This is a genomic window from Desulfoluna sp. CLI2B (genome assembly GCF_056847375.1).
Window position 1 is genome coordinate 5,375,831 of sequence record NZ_CP186557.1, and the last position, 18,346, is coordinate 5,394,176.

Below are 18,346 nucleotides of genomic sequence, written 5' to 3' on the forward strand. Positions count from 1 at the left end.
TCCTTATATTCGTCTCCCTTGGTTGATCCATGCCGCTCAAAGGCGGCCCCTTTTCGCTTATACCCTTCCTGGGTCCCTTTTTCCAGCACAGGCCCTCCAGGCCCCCGGGCCGATGCCGTTTCTGTGTTCCTTTTCCGGACCTTAGTTATAAAAGCAATTTCCATGCCGCCAAATAAAATACTCGCTTCTCGTATCACGCTGATTTAACAACGGAGACACAGGGATCATAAGAAATTGCCTTGACAAAAATGCGCCATTTCTCATAGTATTGAATGGGCATTCATTCATAATCAACCGGGGAGTCGGTTTTCCCCCAAATTCCCAGGCGTATCAACTGGAACCATATGAAATCAGACAAATATCATCTTATCATAGAAGCAGCCATCACCGTCTTTGCCAAGCAGGGCTACTACCAGACCACCGTGGCTCAGATCGCTCGGGAAGCCGGTGTTGCCGACGGCACCATCTACCTCTACTTCAAGAACAAGGAGGACATCCTCCTCCAGATCTTCTCGTTTCGTGCCAAGCAGATTTTTGACCAGTTCTACGATGCCGTGGCCCACTGCGACCACTCCGAAGAGAAGCTCCGCAGCCTGATCCGGAACCAGCTCACCGCCTTCCAGGCCGACAAGGGGCTGGCCGTGGTCTTCCAGGCCGAATCCCGCCAGGTAAGAAAATCAGACGCCCTCACCGAACAGATCAACCAGATCTCCAAGCAGTACCGCAACCTGGTGGGAGAGATCGTGGAGAAGGGACAGGAGGAGGGGTGCATGCGCAAAGACCTCTACCTCGGCCTGGTCAAGCGCTTCATCTTAGGGGCCGTGGAAGAGGTCATCAACACCTGGGTCCTGGCCGGCGGCCGTTACGACCTGGCCTCCATGGCCGACCCCCTGGTGGATCTGTACATGCGAGGCATCGGCAACACCGAGTCGTAACCGACCACATGAAAGAGAACGGCGGGGCCATCTTGGCCGCGCCTTTAACAACATTAGGTTCTAAGGAGAGAAGGAAACATGGCTCAAGTCATTTCAGAGCGATGTTGCCGCAAGTTGTCGGGCATGAACAGTTCGAGGTGGGCAACTTAAGCAAAAACGACAGGTTTGCCGAGTTCAACAAAAAAACCGTGGACATGATCGTCAACGAAGCGCGCAACCTGGCCGTCAAAGAGCTTCTCCCCATCAACAAGGACGGGGACGAGCAGGGGTGCACCTTCGATGCCGGCAAGGTCATCGTGCCCGACTCCTTCAAGCGCGTCTACGACCTCTTCAACGAAGGGGAGTGGCTGGCCATGACCGAAGACCCCAAGTGGGGGGGCCAGGGCATGCCCCACGTGGTGGGCCAGGCAGCCGCCGAGTACTTCAACGGGGCCAACTACCCCTTCATGATGTACGGCAACCTCACCCACGGCGCCGGCAAGCTCGTGGAGTCCTTCGGCACCGACGAGCAGAAGGCCACCTACCTGAAAAAACTCTACACCGGTGAGTGGGGCGGCACCATGCTCCTCACCGAGCCCTGCGCAGGCTCCGACGTGGGGGCCCTGGAGACCGTGGCCAAGAAGAACGATGACGGCACCTACTCCATCAGCGGCTCCAAGATCTTCATCTCCGGCGGCGAGCACGAGATGGTGGACAACATCATCCACCCGGTCCTGGCCCGCATCGAAGGAGCCCCCGCCGGCACCCGCGGCATCAGCCTCTTCCTCGTGCCCAAGTACCTCGTCAACGAAGACGGCAGCCTGGGCGCCTTCAACGACGTGGTCTGCACCGGTATCGAGCACAAGATGGGCATCCACGGCAACTGCACCTGCTCCCTCACCCTGGGCGGCAAGGGCCAGTGCGTGGGCACCCTCATCGGCGAAGAGAACAAGGGCATGGCCCACATGTTCCTCATGATGAACGAGGCGCGCCTCCACGTGGGCATGCAGGGCTTTGCCTGCGCCACCGCCGCTTACATGTACGCCCTGGACTACGCCAAGCAGAGGGTCCAGGGGGCCAACCTCACCAAGCCCAAGGACGGCGGTGTGCCCATCATCCAGCACCCGGATGTGCGGCGCCAGCTCCTCACCATGAAGGCTTACGTGGAGGCCATGCGAAGCACCATCTATTACATGGGCCTGCTGCGGGACTACACCCACGTGGCCGAGGACGAAGAGACCAAGGCCATGTACGAGGGCCTCATCGAGATCCTCACCCCGGTGGCCAAGGGCTATGTCACGGACCGTGCCTTTGAGATGTGCAGCCACGCCGTCCAGGTCTACGGCGGCTACGGCTTCATCGAGGAGTACCCCGTGGCCCAGCTCCTGCGCGACTGCCGCATCACCATGATCTACGAGGGCACCAACGGCATCCAGGCCATGGACCTGCTCGGTCGCAAGCTCGGCATGAAAAAGGGCAAGGTCTTCATGGACCTCATGGGCGAGATCGGCAAAACCGTGGCCGCGGCCAAAGAGTACGAGGTCCTGGCCCCCTTTGCCGCCAAGGTGGAGGCCTCCCTCATGAAGCTCGGTGAGCTGGCCATGCACATGGGCAAAACCGCCATGAGCGAGAAGGTGCAGAGCGCCTTTGCCTACGCCCACCCCTTCCTGGAGGTGACCGGCGACGTGGTGATGGCCTGGATGCTCCTCTGGCGAGGGACCTCCGCGGCCAAGGGCCTTGAAAAGGCCAAGAAGAAGGACATCCCCTTCTACGAAGGCCAGATCAAGAGCCTCGACTTCTTCACCGGCTGCGTGCTCCCCGTCACCGAAGGCAAGATGGAGATGATCAAGGCCACCAACAGCGCCATCGTGGACATCGCCGAGGAGTCGTTCATCTGCTAACGACGCCCTAACGGTGCGGCACACGGTGCCACAGGCTGACGCGGAGGGGGGCGGCGTTCCCGGGCCCCTCTCCGCCAACCGCCCCAAGGGAGGTAAGCATTGAAAACAACGGCATAAGCGGACCGGCATAAACATGGGCCATTCATTTTCAGGGAGGGGCACCGGGGCCATGCGTTTTTCTTGCATTTCTTCCCCTGGCACACCCCGATTTCCCTTGCCGCTTGCCTCGATTTTATGCACAACCAAGGAACATTTGTCTCACTCTCCTACTTTTTGATCGAGGCATGGCAGAATGCCATAAAACCTTTGCCTTTATACAAGGAAAGGGTGTAATTATCCAATAACGCTTACGATCGAAAAGGTGAAAGCTTTTTTACTTGACGGAACCGTGTTTGTCATTTACATTTGAAGGGTTATTCATTTCAATTATGGAGTAAAATGGCACAATTACTATGTGCTGTTTGAGGATATTGTATCATTTCAACTAAGGGAGAGAGGGAAAGCTAAGTATGGAACATCTTATTTCACCTGCCCATTCAATGATTTTGGGATTTATCCCAGGATGGCTGATTTCGTTTCTCTATGTGGTTGTCGGTGTGGGTATCTTTGCTTACATCATCGCAAAACGTCTGGCCCCCCTCGTCAAGGCGGCACCTGACAACAGCCGGTTTGGTAACATTCCGGCGCGGCTTAAAAACGTTCTGGTTGTCTGGCTGGGACAGATCAAACAGCCCCGCTACATGTTCGCCGGCGTGCTCCACATCTTGATCTTCTTCGGGTTCCTGACCCTGGCGCTCCGGACCTGCTCCCTTGTGGTCATAGGGATGTTTCCGGATTTTGCCCTTCCCGGGCTGGCTCCGGATCAGCCCCTGGGTGCTGTCTACAACGTCCTGAAGGACTACGCGGCCACCACCGTCTTCTTTGCCTGTCTCGTGGCGGCCATCCGCCGCGGCGTGTTCAAGCCCGCCCGCTACGCGGTGCCCGAGAAGTACGGCCACGACCACACCGCCGAGGCAGTGTTCGTCTGCTGCATCATCATGGGCCTGATGCTCACCGAGAGCCTTTTTGAAGCGGTTCTGGTGGCAGCCGGTCACGAGGCCTTCCTGGCTCCCCTGACCCTGGCCTGGTTCTTCTCCAAGGTCTTTGCCAGCGCGCCCCACGGCCTGCTGCAGTTCCTCCACGTTCTGGCTTACTACTGCCACAACACCCTCTTCTTCTTCTTCCTCTGCTTCCTGCCCCTGGGGAAACACTTCCACGTCATCACCTCGCTGTTCAACGTGCTCTTCATGCGCGTCCAGCGCGGGAACATCAAGCCCGTGGTTTACGGCATCACCGCCGAAGGGCTCGACGAGCTGGAATCCTTCGGTGTCAAGAAGATCGAGGACTTTACCTGGAAACACATGCTGGACTTCTACACCTGTGCCGACTGCGGACGCTGCTCCGACCAGTGCCCGGCCAACCTGGTGGGTCGTCCCCTCTCCCCGCGCTTTATCACCATCAAGGCCAGGGACTACATGTTCAAGAACTATCCCCTGCGCGGTGAGCTGAAAAAGAGCGAGCCCCTCATCGGCTCCATTTATACCGCCGACGAGATCTGGTCCTGTACCACCTGCGGTGCCTGCGAGCAGGAGTGCCCCCTGGGCATCGAGTACATCGACAAGATCGTCGACCTGCGCCGCGGCCTGGTGGACGAAGGCGAAGTGCCCCAGACCCTCCAGAAACCCATGAAGGCCCTCGGCAAGCGAGGCAACCCCTGGGGTAAAGTGGAGAAGAAGCGTGCGGACTGGACCAAGGACAAAGAGTTCGCCGAAGAGTGCAGTGTCAAGGTCATGGACAACGGTGACACCACCGACACCCTCTACTTCGTGGACTCCATCACCAGCTACGACGACCGCATGGTCAACATCGCCAAGTGCACCTCCAAGATCCTGGACGCCGCCGAAGAAGACTTCTTCATTCTCGGCAAGCAGGAGAAGGACAGCGGCAACGAGGTGGTCCGTTTCGGTGAAGAGATGCTCTTCCAGCAGCTGAAAGAGCAGAACGTCGAAGCCATCAACGAGTCCGGGGCCAAGAAGATCATCGCCTCCGACCCCCACGCCTACAACGCCCTGAAGAACGACTACCCCGAGCTGGATCTCCCCGTGGAGCACATCTCCGAGGTCATCGTTAAAAAGGTCAAGGACGGCACCATCAAGCTTAAGCCGGTGGAAGACCCCTCCAAGGTCTACACCTATCACGATCCCTGCTATCTGGGCCGCCACAACGGCATCTACGATGATCCCCGTGACGCCATGGCCGCCATTCCGGGCCTCCAGATGGTAGAAATGGAGAAAAACCGAGACCGCTCCCTCTGCTGCAGCGGCGGCGGGCTCATGCTCTTCTACGAGCCCCATGAAGAAGAGCGCATGGCCGTGCTGAGGGTCCAGATGGCCCACGAAGCCGGTGCCAACGTCATCGTCTGTGCCTGCCCCTTCTGCATGGTCAACATGGAAGATGCCATCAAGGTGGCTGGTCTCGACGATCAGCTGGAAGCCATCGAGCTCACCGAGCTCATTGAGCAGCACATGGAAAAGTAGTCAACCAAAATGGGGCCGCGCGGGCGGCCCCATGTATATTCCTGTGAATCATGTGCCTGCGATCCGCCCACAGGGCGTAAGCCCTTGAAGGCGCACCAACAGACGAGATTGTCAAGATTCGGGTATATATTAACTTTTTGGGAGGAATAACATGGAAATCTTAGTATGTGTCAAAAGAGTTCCCGACTCGGCTGAAAACGAGATCGAAATGAACGCCGAAGGCAACGACATCGAGCGTGACGATCTGGTTTTCTCCGTAAACGAATGGGACAACTACGCTGTCGAAGAAGCCATTCAGATTGTTGACAAGGTCGGCGGCACCGTAACGGTTGTCACCGTTGGCGATGACGAGTCCGACGAAGTGCTCCGTCGTGAAATGGCCATGGGCGCTGCCAAAGGCATCCTCCTGACCGACGACGCCTTCGAGGGTTCCGATTGCAAAGGCGTGGCCACCATCCTCAAGGGCTGCGTGGACAAAGGCAGCTACGACCTCATCTTCACCGGTGCCCAGGCCGATGAAGGGGCCGGTGCTGTGGGCGGCATGCTCGCCGCCATGCTCGACTACCCCTATGCGTCCCTGGTCAACAAAATTGAAACCGGTGACGGCAAGCTCACCGTCGGTCGTGAGATCGAGGGTGGCAACCAGGAGATGAACGAAATCGAAATGCCTTGCGTTCTCTCCATCCAGACCGGTATCAACGAGCCCCGCTACGTGGGTATCCGCGGTATCCGTCAGGTCTCCGGTGTTGAAATCCCCGAGTTCGGCGCTGCCGATCTGGGCGTTGACGCCGCCGCCGTAGGCGAAGCCGGTGCCAAGGTCAAGAAGGCCGACTACTTCGTTCCCGAGGCCGGTGATGGCGCTGAGATGCTTGAAGGAAGCAACGAGGAGATCATCGAAAAACTCATCGAAATCCTTAAGGCGAATGGAGGGCTGCAGTAATGGCACAGGTATTTGCATATTTGGTACACACCGATGGCGTTCTTGATGATTCTGCAATGGAACTGGTCGTGGCTGCCAAGGCCGTAGGCGATGATGTCACCGCCATCGTCACCGGTTCCGGTATCGACGCCGTGGCCGACGAAGCCGCCAAGATCTTCCCCAAAGTCATCAAAATTGACGACGCCGCCCTGGCCTACCCCAACGCCGAAGTGGTTCGCAAAGCCCTGCTCACCGTCATCCCCGCAGGGTCCATCGTCCTCTTCGCCAACAACACCTTCGCCATGGACTGCGCCCCCGGCCTTTCCATCAAGATGGATGCTGCCTACGTTTCCGACATCATCGGTCTCGAAGCCGACGGCACCACCCTCAAGACCGTACGCCAGGAGTTCGGCGGCGAAGTCAACACCCACGTGGACGTGGACGCTTCCAACGGCGCAGTCGTGGCCCTTCGCCCCGGCACCTTCGCAGCCGACGAGTCCAAGTCCGCTGGCGGCAGCGTAGAAGCTGCTGCAGCAGGCGATCTGTCCGCCAAGCGCAAGTTCATCGAAATCGTTGAGCCCGAGGCTGGCGACGTGGACATCACCAAAGCCGATCTGCTCGTCTCCATCGGCCGCGGTATCGAAGACGAGGACAACATCGAGATGGCCCACGAGCTGGCCGAAGCCCTCGGCGCAGGCGCCGAAGTTTCTTGCTCCCGTCCCATCGTCGACGCCAAGTGGCTCGAGCCCTCACGTCAGGTTGGTACCTCCGGTTGCACCGTCAAGCCCAAGGTTTACCTTGCTTGCGGCATCAGCGGTTCCTTCCAGCACCTGGGCGGCATCAAGGGTGGCTTCATGATCGCCATCAACAAGAGCGAAAACGCCCCCATCTTCCAGGTGGCGGACGTGGGTATCGTTGCCGACATCCTCGAGTTCCTCCCCGAACTCACCGAGGCCGTCAACGACCTCTAAGAGACTTGCGGGGCTTTGCTCCCGCTCTCTGAGCTGAAAAGCCAAAGGGCGCATCGACCATGTCGATGCGCCCTTTTTGTGTTTGGCGGGACACCACAGCCAGCAGGGCCCCTCTCTCCATGGGTCGCAACAGGGGGAAAGACGGGGGCATTGGATGGTTCGCAGAGGGAGAAAAAGTGTCATGCCCACCATGGTACATACCGGCGGCCATGGTCCGTCTCAATTCGACAGCTGAGAGACATTCGCCCTGGTGCATAAAATGCACCCTGCACATCACGGGTGATGCCATGTCTTCCGGTGTGTGAGCCGCGTCAGTGCATGGGCCGATTTTCAGCCTTTGAGGTGTCTTGCTACACGCTCTTGTCTATTCCACACGGGCGCAGCCCGTCAGCAAATGCGTAGGGCGAGGAACGAGCCCCGGAGCATTTGCGAACCAGGGGTCCAGGGGATTTATCCCCTGGCCGCCGGAGGCATCGCTGTTATTTTCCGTTCTTCTCTTTCCTCTTTTTCACCTCGGCAAGCCAGGCGGCCTGTTCCTTCTGGTAGGCCTCTTCGCTCTGTTCGGGGAGGTTTGGCTCCTCGGTGCATTTGAGTGCACCGGGCCTGTTTTCAAGGGATCGGAACAGGGAGATGAGGCGGTCCACCTTTTTGGGTGCCATCCCTTCGGCCACGGCAGGCTGGGGGTAGAACCCGGTAAGAAGGATCAGAGAGGGCAGCACCAGAAGGGCCCCGATGGTGGTGGCGGTCATGGTGACGGCCATGAGCAGGCCAAAGAGGACCACGGCCACGAAGTTGGAGGTGGCCAGCACGAGAAAGCCCACCACAAGGGCCAGGGAGGTGTAGCTGATGGCCCGGCCCGACACGGCCAGGGTACGCAGCAGGGACTCCTCCTTGGAGAGGTTGGCTTTGGCGTGGTGGCGGTAGGCCAGGAGAAAATGGATGGTGTCGTCCACTCCGATGCCGATGGTGATGGAGGCGATGATGCTGGTGAGCATGTCCAGGTGGACTCCGAACCAGCCCATGATCCCGAAGTTGATCATCACCGCAGCCCCCATGGGCACCATGGAGAGCAAGGCGGCGTGCACCGAACGGAACCGCACCAGCACAATGCCGAAGATCACGGCCAGGCTCAGCAGGAGGCTGGAGAGCTGGCCCTTTACAATGTAATCGGTGACCTTGACGTCGATCTTGGGAAACCCGGTGATATGGGCGGTGATCCCTTGGGACAGGGAGTTGTCCAGCCAGGCCTCGATCTCACCCATGATCCGGCCGGTGCGGGTCGTGCCCACCGAGGCCCCGTCCCCGCTGTAGAGGCGGCACAACAGGTTCATCACCTGCCAGTCCGGGTCCACATAGGCCTCGAACTCATCGGGCCTGCCGTCGTCGTTGTCGTCTTCGCCCCCGTAGATCTCAAAATAGTCCAGCACATCGCCTGCGGAGTCGGGCAGGCGATAAAAGGCCGGGTTGTCCCCGTTCATGGCCCGGTGCATCACCATGAGAAAATCGGTGAGGGAATCCGTGCGGCCGATGCACCAGTCCGAACGCTCCGGCCGGGTCAGCTCCCGGCGGATGGCCTCCACCTGTTTCAGAAAAGCCGGGTCCAGGACCCCGCCGGGGGTTCCGCTGTCGATCAAGAGGTTGAAGCCGGAGCGGCCCTTGAACTTCTCTCCCACGGCCCGGGCGCTCACGCGGATCTCGTCGTTTTTCTTAAAATAGAGGAGAAAATCGGACTCCACCTCCAGGCGGTACATGCCCACCACACAAAGCCCCAGGACCAGAACCGTACCCGCCACCACCTTTCGGGGATGCCGGGTCACCAGCCAGGAGAAGGGTGGACGCAGCGGTCCACGGGGTGGCGCCTGCGTTTTATGGGCGCCGGGCACCTTGCCCACCAGGGTGAGAATGGCCGGAATAAGGGAAGACGCCAGGATCACGGAGAAGACCACGCCCACCGCCGAAAGGAGCCCCCACTCCCGCACCGCGGACAGGCGGCTCGTGGCAAGGGTGGCAAAGGCGATCATGGTGGTCACCCCGGCAAAAAGAACGGTCTGGCTGATGTGCTCCATGGCAAGGCAGAGCCCCTCGGAAAATCCCTTCTCCTCCATGAGCCGGGAGTCTGCAAGAAACTGGTTGTAGATGTGGATGGCATAGGAGCTGCCCACCGAGACCATGAGGGGAGGAAGGGAGATCCCCAAAGGGGTGATGGAGTAACCAAACCGCCCCATGAGCCCCATGATCCACACCGTGGAAAGCACCAGGGAACACAGGGGCAGGAGAAACCCCAAAGGCGACCTGAAGTTGATGAAAAAGGTCACCCCCATCACCAGCACCACCAGGGGCAGAAACCGGCGAAGGTCCGTGTGTTGGCGAGGCCCGTTTACCACAGGGGAGCCCTGGGGCATCACCTTGAGGTCCTGCTGCGCCTCACAGATGGCAATAACCTCCCGGGAGATACGATCCACCCGGGGACGCTTGCTGAAGGTCACCACGATGCCGAAGTCCGTGATCTCCCCTTGAGTGTTTTCCGCATAGATCCCGTGGCGAAAGGCCGGGTTGGCCCGCATGCGCTCCAAAACAGCCGACACCTCTTCCCCGGTTGCCGGCATGATCCGCTTACCGTCATCGTCTTCTTCCAGGAGCTTGCCCGTAAACAAGTCGTCGCCCTCGGCACGGATATCCGAAACACTCATGGGGGAGACCACCCGCTTCACCGGGGCTTCGGCCATGAGGGCCAGGCTCTCTTTCACGGACAGGACAAGGGCATCCAGAGCCTCGGTATCCAGGGGCTGGCCCGCATCCAGCTTGCGGGCCACCAGGCGCTGGAACAGGGGCCAGGGGGAAAGGTCCTCCAGAAGGGCCTCGGCAGAGGCTGGGGGCTCTTGGGCCAGGGCCGTCAAGCGCCTTAGGCCTGCGTCCATCTCCACGGAAGGGTAGTCCTTGTAGGCCTCCAGGTCCTCCACCAGGCTCTCCACCCGGCCGAAAAAAGCAGGGGTCATGGCCTTGCCGGACACCTCGATAATAAAAAACCGGCTGTTGTCCCCGTAGATCTCCTTGGCTTCTTCGTTTTGAAGGTAGTCGCGATCGTCCCGGGGCATAAAGGCCTCCAGGGCGTTGTTGAAAGTCAGAAGCCCCAGGCCAGGGGCCAGGTAGGCCGTGATGATGGCAAGCACCCCCAGGACGAGAAGGGGGTGAGCAATAACAAATCGAATGTAGCGTCTCATAAATTTCACCTGTGTCGAGAAAGAGCAGATACCGTTGATCACCCACTATTTGTACGACAGGTAAAACAAAAGGACAAAATAAAACAGCCCTCTCAGGGCCAAACAGATGCCTCACCGCCAAAGGCACAACCAACAGAAAAACAGCCAGCCTCCGGCGGCCAGGTGGGGCACCTGGGAACCCTGTGGCGAATGCATGGAGGCAGACTTCATGCAACCATTTTCAAAACATTCGCGTGGGGTGTGACATGTTCGCACCCACGCTTCGTTTTGACCTCCCCGAAGGGTGACCAAAGCGAAATGCGGGTGCATCGAGAAAATATTTTACAAAGTAAAAACGACAACCCCGGATCTAAAAGGTGTACCTGGCCCCAATGTACCAGGTACGACCAAAGGCAGGCCAGACTGTTGACGAGCTGCTCCCGCTGGAAACATAGCGGTAATACGTTTCGTCGAACAGATTGTTGACCCCGCCATAGAGGGTAAGCCCCCCCTTCATGGCATAGCGCAGGCTCAGGTCCGTGAGCTCGTAACTGTCCACCAGGTCGTCTTCGGGTTTATCCCCTTTATCGAAATAGTTTTTATACCCGCCGGTATACTTATACGTCATCCCAGCGCTCAACTGCGGGGTCAGATCGTAATCTGCGGTGAGGACCACCTTGTGCTCAGGAACCTTTTCCAGGCCGCTGTCGGTCCAGTCGATCTTCTTGCCTGCATCGATAATGGCTTTCCCCTTGCTGTTGTAATCGGTCTTGCCCATGGACCAGGCGTAGCTTTCCGAAAGCGTCAACCGGCCAAACACGTGTTCCGCGGATACATCCACGCCGTAGCGTTCCGTCTCCAGAAGGTTCAGAGTCTTCCGATCTTTTTTCCAGCTGGCGGCCCCGATGTCATTGACAACCTTAACGCGATTGAGCTCGTTGTCCGTGGTGGTGATGTAGGCGGTGGCAGAGAGAAAGGTGTTAAGAAAGTAATCCCGCATACCGATTTCATAGGTGTCGTAGATCTCGTCTTCGGCTTCCGTGGGCTGGAAGATGCGCGTTTTGCTGTCCACGTACACATCGTCGGTTATCTGAATGCCGTCGGGGGTTGTGAACCCCCGCTCGTACCTAGCAAAAAGGCGTCCCGTGTCGGAATAGAGCCAGGCGGACGACAACTCATAGGCTTCATTTCGCCGTTCGTTGTCGAAGGTGGACGATGTGCCTGCAAACTTGCTTCCCGACCCCTCGGGCTTGGTGGTCTCCCAATCCGTGGCGTCCCACCTCACCCCTTGGGTAAACTCGAAACTGCCAAGACGACTTTTGTTGTGAATAAAAAGGGCCTGGACATCTTTCTCGTAATTGAAAGAGAGGCTTGCCTTCTTACTGTGCTGATACTCTTCGAAGGTCGATTCCTGATGGATACGGTCCACGCCCACCAAAAGATTCTGCTGATCACCGTAGCGCCAGTTCAGCTTAAGCTTGGCCCCTAAGCTCTCATAATCCGTATCCTTTGTCTCATAGTGGGTGTTTCGGAATGTCCCCTCCTGGGAGACAAGGTCTGTCATAAGAGAAAGGTTGTCTGTAAAATTGATGCTGTGGGCTACCTTAAAGCCGTTGGATTCCCTGTCGCTCTGGTTGTACCCATCCACATCCTTGAAGGTGTAATCCCCCGTCACCTCATCGTAGGCAACGATGACTCTTCTCTTAGTGGGGACATACTGCCTGCCCTCCTCCCTCAGTTTTTCTTTGTTTACGTTGTAGACATAGTCCCCTTCCTCTTCAAAATGGGTGTACTTCACAGAGAGAATCTGGTTGTCCGTGAGCCTGTAGGCACCACCCAACCCAAAGTAATCACTCTTTCTGAAGGTGTTCTTGAAGTAAAGATCTGAATTTTCTCCAGAGTAGTTGGCCTGGAGAACCAGTTTATCCGAAGGCTGAAAACCAACGTTGGCGAACCAGCGGTGCTCATTCTCAGAACCGTACTCATACCCTGCGGAGGTCTGGGGCTTGTTCATCCCCTTCAGGTTCGTTGTGATATTAATGACTCCGCCTGCGGTGCCGCTACCGTACAAAACAGCCCCGCCACCTTCAATGATCTCTATCTTTTCGATCTGATCGACGGGGATGATGTTGTAGTCGGTTTTGAAGGGGTGCTGGGTAAGCACTCCAATGGGCGCCCCGTCCACCATGATCTGGATGTTACGGCTGGCGGTGCGGCTCCCCTGCCCTCGAATATCAATTTCTCCGTACCCGGTCTTATTCACGTTGATGCCCGGAACATCATCTAAAACCTCGGAGAGGCTCTCATAGCCCTTATTCTCCATGTCCGCCCTGGTAATCACCTTGATATTTTTCGTGCTGCTGATGGCTTCTATCTCGATATATTCACCGGTAACCGTACTGTTTTCCATCTGAAACTCTTTGACCGTGTCTTTGCCTCCATTGGGTTGTTGCTCCCCTTCAACTGCCAGCGCACCGGATGAACACATCAGGCCGATAAGGGTACCGGCAACCATCACACTCCTCAACTTCATGTCTGAAACAACTCCTGAAATAGCACTCATAACTGGCCGAGGCTCTATGCCACCGCCATATGGCGACGTGGCAACAGGGTCCATGACCGAAAAGTTCAGGTCACCCATTGAAAGAGACACGCGAGGTAATACGGCGACCCTGATTCTGTACCTTTCGGGCCGGAAAAAGGCACAGTGGCTGCCGGATGACGACACCCCTTTCTATGATGACTTGAAAAACAACGATAAACACTCCGCTGCTAACTCTGGACACCAAATAAAATTAGGCACCCCAAATTATTGGACACGGTAAAGGGGCAAGTTTGAAAAGTCAAACTTTTTTAGCCATTGGCCCTTTTGCTTCTTTTCGTACTCCCTAACTTTATACTGCAATCGAAAAAATTAATTGACACAACATTTACAAGCTTATAGAAGCTGAACTTTCAAGCCGTGAGTCACCAGTCATCGTCGTGTTATGTTTTCTTTTATCTAAAAAACCAAAATTTATTTTCCGATGTTTTCACACCCCTCACAAGTCAAACACCAGAGACGCAACACGTTCAAACAGGCCGAAACAGTCCTCCTGAGAACGGGTCACATCACACCGGCTCCAAGCCCCTTTCTCCCACGAAGCCGCCCTCCACGGCTCACCTCATCAGAGAAGGGAAAAAGACCTCGAATAAGGAGTGTGTCGATGTCCTCGGTGACCGGAACGGGCCATGGAGGTGAAACTCTCCTCCAGCTTCTGGCGCCGGGCCCCCAACGGATCTGGAAAACGGACTCCGCTGCCCGAAGTCCAGCTCCGTTGGGATCATGGATGTCCCTGCCCTTACTTCTGGGCAGGGACATCCCCACAACCTTTCTTGTTTTCGGCTACTCAGGCCAACAAAACCTACGGTGGCCCTGCTGAGGTCAAATTTTTGCCAAATTTTATAGACTGGGTTTCACAAACAGGTCTTAAGGGGGATTCCGGTTGTGTCTCTGACATTGATGAGCCATATGCTTTGGACTCAGCGGCTCTTTAAGCCCTTATTTCCCTCAGCTTCGCGGGGATGAGAAAAAAGGGATGCAACCGAAACATTTTTGGTCCAGCTTTTTTCAAAAAGCTGGCCGCCGGAGGCAAGCTGAATCGTCATCTTTTTTATTTTTTCACCCGGGCCCGGGTGACAGCATATTTTCCGAATTTTTCACGGATGGCATCCACGCTGTGTTCCACCTTTTCCCAGCCGTCGTCCTGGGCCTGGCGGCGGGCGACCTGGCCGAAGAGGTCCAGCTGGCTGGGGGCTGCGGATTCGTCGTGGGTGAGCTGGGAGCAGCCGAGGCCCACGAGGCGGATGCGCTGGCCTTTCCATTCCCTGTTGAAAAGGGCCACGGCTTCTTCGTAGATGCGGCCGGAGAGGTGGGTGGGGGTGTCCAGGGTGGTCTGACGGGTGATGCGCCGGAAGTCGGCAAAGGTGAGTTTGATGGCCACACGTCTTGCAAAGAGGCCTTTGCGGCGGAGCTGGGCTGCCACCTCGTCGGCCTGGGCGAGGAAACGGGTGTGGACAAGGGCCGGGTCGGTGGTGTCCTTATCCAGGGTGGTCTCGCTGCTGATGCTCTTGGCTTCGTCGGCCTCGGCCGACACCTGGGAGAGGTCCTGTCCCCAGGCCAGAGCAGTGAGGCGCTCACCGGCAGATCCCATCTTGTTGGTAAGGGCCTGGGCAGGGTACTGCCTGACATCTCCCAGGGTCCGGATGCCCAGCTCTTCGAGGAGGGGCACACAGTTGGCCTCCACCAGCCCCCCGGGACCTTTTTCACGGGCAGGGCCACGAGAAAGGCGTCCATAGCTTCGGGAGAGATCACGTACATGCCGTCGGGCTTGTTGATGTCCGAGGCGACCTTGGCCAGAAATTTCAAGGGGGCCACGCCCACGCTGCAGGTGAGGCCTGTCTCCTCGGCCACCCGCTTTCGAAGGGTGCGGGCGATGGTCTCGGGGGGACCGAAGAGGCCCTGGCACCCGCTGACATCAAGGTAACCTTCGTCGATGGAGACCTGCTCCACCAACGGAGTGTACTCCCGGCAGATGGAAAAAACCCGGGCGGAGATCTCCTTGTAGCGCCGCCGGTTGCCGGGGACCACCCGGGCATGGGGGCAGAGCTTCAGGGCCTCATAAAGGGGCATGGCCGAATGCACCCCGAAACGACGCGCCTCATAGCTTGCCGTGGACACCACGGACCGGGCGGAGTGGCCGGAGACCACCACGGGCTGCCCGCGCAGCTCGGGATGGTCCAACTGTTCCACTGCGGCGAAAAACGCATCCATGTCAAGGTGAAGAATCATGCCGGATTCCCGTAAACGATCATTAGAAAAAGGCGTGGAGCCAAGGCGAGCCCGCCCTCCTGCCTGCACACATATTAAGGTAGCACCGCCCCCTTTGCTTTTCAACACGGGGTGGGGAAACCGGCAGGGCCGCCGGAGGCAAAAATCCAAATGCGTTGGTCCTGGAGAAACCGAGCACTGCATTGGGTAATGATATATAATATATCAGATATCTTATATCATATCCAAAAAGGGAACCAAATTCCTGACGGAGCATGCTCACCACAACTGACAACACCGACATTCCCCTCCACCGGTACCCGGTGATGACAATGAGCCGACAGAGTGCCAGGGGCACGCACATGAGAACCGTTCTGAAACCCCGGGGATCCACCTGTTTCACCGCCTACCCCTAAAGACGCCGGATATTCCGTGCTCCGGCCCCTTGAAATTTAGTCGCCAAAAATTACAAATTTGTTGCCTTCACCCCGGTTTTTCCCTATCACTGACCCATGGCGGCGACTCGGGAAGGAGACGCCTTCAGTCAGCCGCCCCCGCCCGACGGCAGGCAAAAGGCCTGTCGCCCGGCCCCCTTATCAAAAGGCAGCCCCCCTCGGCCCTGCCGGGGAGTCGATGCCATTTCAGAGCCTTTGGGAGACGGCATGAAACGCCTGAACGAAACGAGACTCTTCTTTGAAATCAGCAAAGCCCTCCACGAGCACCTCGACCTCAAAAACGCCCTGTACAATGTGCTGAACATCCTGGAAGAGGGGATGGATATGGAGCGGGGTACCATCACGCTCCTGAACTCCAGGCGTAACGAGATCAACATCGAGGTGGCCCACGGCCTCTCCAAGAGCGCCATGCGCAAGGGCAAGTACCGGCCCGGTGAAGGGATCACCGGCACCGTCTTTGAAAAAGGCGAGCCCGTTGCCATTCCCAAGATCAGCGAAGAGCCTCTCTTTCTGGACCGCACCGCCTCCCGTAAGCACAACGGGGTGGAGTACTCCTTCTTCTGCGTACCGGTCATCAAGGGAAAGCGGGTCATCGGCGCCCTGAGCGTGGACCGGCCCTTTGAGGCAAGCTTTTCCCTCACCGAAGGCACGGAGATCCTCTCGGTGGTGGCCACCATGATCGCCACCCACGTGATCAATTTAGAACGGATCAACCGGGAAAAGGAAAAACTCAAGGAAGAGAACACCCGCCTGCGCACGGAGCTGGAGAACAAGTACCGGTTCACCAACATCATCGGCAACTCCAACAAGATGCGGGAGGTCTACCAGATGATCTCCCAGGTGTGCAAGAGCAACGCCACCGTGCTGGTCAGGGGCCAGAGCGGAACCGGCAAGGAGCTGGTGGCCAACTCCATCCACTACAACTCCAACCGCGCCAAACACCCCTTTATCAAGGTCAACTGCGCGGCCCTGCCCGAGAACCTCATCGAAAGCGAGCTCTTCGGCCATGAAAAGGGCGCCTTTACCGGCGCCATCAACCAGAAGCAGGGTAAATTCGAGCTGGCCCACAAGGGAACCCTCTTCCTGGACGAGATCGGCTCCATCAGCCTCGATGTGCAGGTGAAGCTCTTACGGGCCCTGCAGGAGAAAGAGTTCGAGCGGGTGGGGGGGCACCGCACCTTCAAAAGCGACGTCAGGATCATCGCGGCCACCAACAAAAACCTGGAACAGGCCGTGGACGAAGGGACCTTTCGGGGGGACCTCTACTACCGGCTCAACGTCTTCCCCATTTTCCTTCCCCCTTTGAAAGAGCGCAAAACCGATATCCTCCTTCTGGCCGACTACTTTGTGGAAAAGTACGCCAAGGAGAACGAAAAGGAGATCCGGCGCATCTCCACCCCGGGCATCGACATGCTCATGAGCTACCACTGGCCGGGCAACGTCCGGGAGCTGGAAAACTGCATTGAACGGGCCGTTCTCCTATGCAACGAAGGGGTAATCCACGGCTACCACCTGCCGCCCACCCTCCAGACCGGCACCGAGTCCGGCACCCTGCCGGCCAAAACCCTGGAAGAGGCCACGGCCAACCTGGAGCGGGAGATGATCATCGATACCCTCAAAAACACCCGGGGAAACATCACCGCCGCCGCCCAGATGCTGGGCACCACCGTCAGGAAATTCTCCTACAAGGCCCAGAAATACGATATTCATTACAAGGATTACAGATAGGGCTTGCTTAAAATCTGGGAAACAATTCAGTTCATCGTTTCCTCCGGCGGTCCTGCCGGGGGCCAAACGGTTGCCTGATTTATTTAAAGCGGGTCCATCAACAAAACGACCCGCCGGAGGCAACTGACTAGTTACAAAATCTGCTTACCAAAACTTTCAAAAAAAATGCCGCAGCACGTTGCCCCTTGAATCTCGGGTAACTCACTGCGGCATTATTTTTTGATAAAGCGATCTGTTCTTCAGTGGCCCACAAGGCGCGGGGCAAGGCCCAGGTCCTGGGAGACTCCGATGCGGACATCGGTGTGGGGTCCCCGCGCGTCGAGGATGATAACGCACCAGCGGGTTTTCTTGTTGAAAAGAAGCACGGTGGAGGGCTCGGAGGCGCAGGCCGTCACCAGGGTCCACTCCCTCTTCTTGAGCTCGGCCCTGAAAAAGATTTCCAGGGAGGTTTTCAAGACCCGCCCTGTGTAGACGATGAGCCCGGTCTTCTCGCCCCGGGTCTCCATCAGCAGGGTGTGCTCGGCCACCTCATAGAGTTCGCCCGGTACCGGGATGTCCCCGAACTGGGAGAGAAAGGGGCGTACCTCCAGAAACTGCTCCTCTTTGTGGATCTGCCGGGACATCAGATAGGCCTGTCGCCTGTCCACAGGCTCCACCCGCGCCACACAGGAGGCCATCAGGCAGGCCCCCAGCACCATCATCAAAAGCCGATATCGGATCCACCCGGGTTGTGCCATCACCTCTCTCCCACGCTACGTCGTTATAGATCCACCCGAATCAGAGCATCACTTGTGGTTACGCCTCCGGCGGGCCGCTTTTTAAAAAAAAGCCCCGCAAAAACGTTCCGGTCACCTCCCCCTTTGCCGCTCAGC

General features: G+C 57.6%; 9 protein-coding genes and 2 pseudogenes. 6 read left to right on the plus strand and 5 right to left on the minus strand.

What is annotated here, in order from left to right; translation table 11 throughout:
• The first annotated feature begins 344 nt into the window (after positions 1-344).
• From ACOYW2_RS25090 to ACOYW2_RS25110, 5 genes and pseudogenes are all read left to right on the plus strand, one after another.
• Complete coding sequence (locus ACOYW2_RS25090; RefSeq protein ID WP_482418539.1) at positions 345-935, plus strand: TetR/AcrR family transcriptional regulator; 591 nt, start codon at positions 345-347, stop codon at positions 933-935.
• A gap of 78 nt (positions 936-1,013) precedes the next feature.
• Positions 1,014-2,815 (plus strand): annotated as a pseudogene (locus ACOYW2_RS25095) (acyl-CoA dehydrogenase family protein).
• Positions 2,816-3,324: 509 nt separating this feature from the next.
• Complete coding sequence (locus tag ACOYW2_RS25100; RefSeq protein WP_482418541.1) at positions 3,325-5,391, plus strand: (Fe-S)-binding protein; 2,067 nt, start codon at positions 3,325-3,327, stop codon at positions 5,389-5,391.
• A gap of 151 nt (positions 5,392-5,542) precedes the next feature.
• A complete protein-coding gene (locus ACOYW2_RS25105) occupies positions 5,543-6,331 on the plus strand; it encodes an electron transfer flavoprotein subunit beta/FixA family protein (protein ID WP_482768341.1) in 789 nt (262 codons plus the stop codon).
• Entirely contained in the window at positions 6,331-7,281 is a 951-nt protein-coding gene (locus ACOYW2_RS25110; protein WP_482418542.1) for an electron transfer flavoprotein subunit alpha/FixB family protein, read from the plus strand. The genes ACOYW2_RS25105 and ACOYW2_RS25110 overlap by 1 nt, the downstream gene beginning before the upstream one ends.
• Positions 7,282-7,760: 479 nt before the next feature.
• On the opposite strand, the gene ACOYW2_RS25115 is transcribed toward ACOYW2_RS25110, so the two are convergent.
• From ACOYW2_RS25115 to ACOYW2_RS25130, 4 genes and pseudogenes are all read right to left on the minus strand, one after another.
• On the minus strand, positions 7,761-10,502 hold the full coding sequence (locus ACOYW2_RS25115; RefSeq protein WP_482768342.1) for an efflux RND transporter permease subunit: 2,742 nt from the start codon (positions 10,500-10,502) through the stop codon (positions 7,761-7,763).
• 349 nt (positions 10,503-10,851) lie between these two features.
• Complete coding sequence (locus tag ACOYW2_RS25120) at positions 10,852-13,014, minus strand: TonB-dependent receptor (protein ID WP_482768343.1); 2,163 nt, start codon at positions 13,012-13,014, stop codon at positions 10,852-10,854.
• Positions 13,015-14,134: 1,120 nt separating this feature from the next.
• The gene (locus tag ACOYW2_RS25125; RefSeq protein ID WP_482768344.1) at positions 14,135-14,767 is read right to left on the minus strand and encodes a DinB/UmuC family translesion DNA polymerase; all 633 of its coding nucleotides are present in this window, start codon (positions 14,765-14,767) and stop codon (positions 14,135-14,137) included.
• Between the two features lie 17 nt (positions 14,768-14,784).
• Positions 14,785-15,495: pseudogene (locus ACOYW2_RS25130) on the minus strand (Y-family DNA polymerase); the annotation flags it as partial.
• A 458-nt stretch (positions 15,496-15,953) separates the two neighbouring features.
• On the opposite strand from ACOYW2_RS25130, the gene ACOYW2_RS25135 reads away from it, so the two are divergent.
• Complete coding sequence (locus ACOYW2_RS25135; RefSeq protein WP_482418546.1) at positions 15,954-17,474, plus strand: sigma-54 interaction domain-containing protein; 1,521 nt, start codon at positions 15,954-15,956, stop codon at positions 17,472-17,474.
• 239 nt (positions 17,475-17,713) lie between these two features.
• Here the strand turns inward: ACOYW2_RS25135 and ACOYW2_RS25140 are convergent, their stop codons facing one another.
• Positions 17,714-18,211 carry a hypothetical protein gene (locus tag ACOYW2_RS25140; RefSeq protein ID WP_482768345.1) on the minus strand — a complete coding sequence of 166 codons (498 nt, stop codon included), beginning with the start codon at positions 18,209-18,211 and terminating at the stop codon, positions 17,714-17,716.
• Positions 18,212-18,346: the final 135 nt, after the last annotated feature.